1 protein-coding gene and 1 pseudogene are annotated in these 969 nt (G+C 69.0%); both read right to left on the reverse strand.

Annotated features, from left to right (window positions below):
* Window positions 1–185: pseudogene (gene pheS, locus GPA_RS17720) on the reverse strand (phenylalanine--tRNA ligase subunit alpha); the annotation flags it as partial.
* A gap of 514 nt (window positions 186–699) precedes the next feature.
* The coding region (locus GPA_RS00575; RefSeq protein WP_041238687.1) for an RlpA-like double-psi beta-barrel domain-containing protein at window positions 700–969 on the reverse strand (270 nt) is incomplete at its 5' end.

Consider the following 969-nt stretch of genomic DNA (forward strand, 5'->3'; position numbering starts at 1 on the left):
GTTTTGCCGACGGCCGCGCGCTCCTCCTTCGGCACCTGCCCCATGCTGCGCAGATGGCCCGTCAGCGTGCCGGCCTTGCCCAGCACGCCGATACGCACCTGCTCGAGCGCGGCGGTGTCGGCCGCCTCCGCGATGCGGGCGAGCGTCTGCTCGCGCAGCGCCGCCACTTCGTCCACGATACCCATGTCCTCGTGCTTCCTTTCCGTCTCTCCCCGCGCCCGCCGCAGCCGGCGCAATGAAAAAGAGCCTTCTCTCGTCCTTGTCGTGTGGGGCACGGCCCCGGTCCAAGGACGAGAGAAGGCTCTCGCGGTACCACCTCGGTTGGCGCGCCTCAGCTGCACGCCCCTCCGCCTGCGGCGGAACGGGCGCGCGGCCGTGGCCGCCCGCTCTTGCGCTCGGTAACGGGAGCACCCGTCGCGCCCTACTGCACGTCTTGCCGCCCCGCTGCCGCCGGGCCGCATCCGCGTTCAAACGCGCTGCTCGGAAGGGAATCGCCGCACCGGTCGCCCGGGTGCTCTCAGCCGGTGGCACCCGTCTCTGATGGCAACCGCGCCGCACGGCGCTGTCTTCGTCATCGCATGTAACGTTGCAGTTTAGCACAAAACGAGGCCGGGGAATGCGACATCGTCACACGCAACATGACATCATCTCCGTGACTCCGCCCGGGCTTTTGTCACATCGGGGCTTTTTGCCACGCCCCTACAGGAAGCGGTAGCTCACGGTGCGCAGGCCCCAGTCGTTGCACGACGAGAAGCCGAACGCCTTCCACACGCCGGGCTGCAGGTCGAGCACGCGGCTGCCGCCGCCCATGTAGCCGCAGTCGTTCACGGTGGCGAGCACCGTCATGCCGCCGTAGGAGATCTCGACGGTGCGCCCGTAGTACTGCCAGTACCGTGGCCACGCCATGGGCACGGCCACGCCCATGGACCAGTCGTCGCACACGGCGCCCGTGGCCGTGGTGCCGGGATT

Source organism: Gordonibacter pamelaeae 7-10-1-b (genome assembly GCF_000210055.1).
Lineage (GTDB): Bacteria > Actinomycetota > Coriobacteriia > Coriobacteriales > Eggerthellaceae > Gordonibacter > Gordonibacter pamelaeae.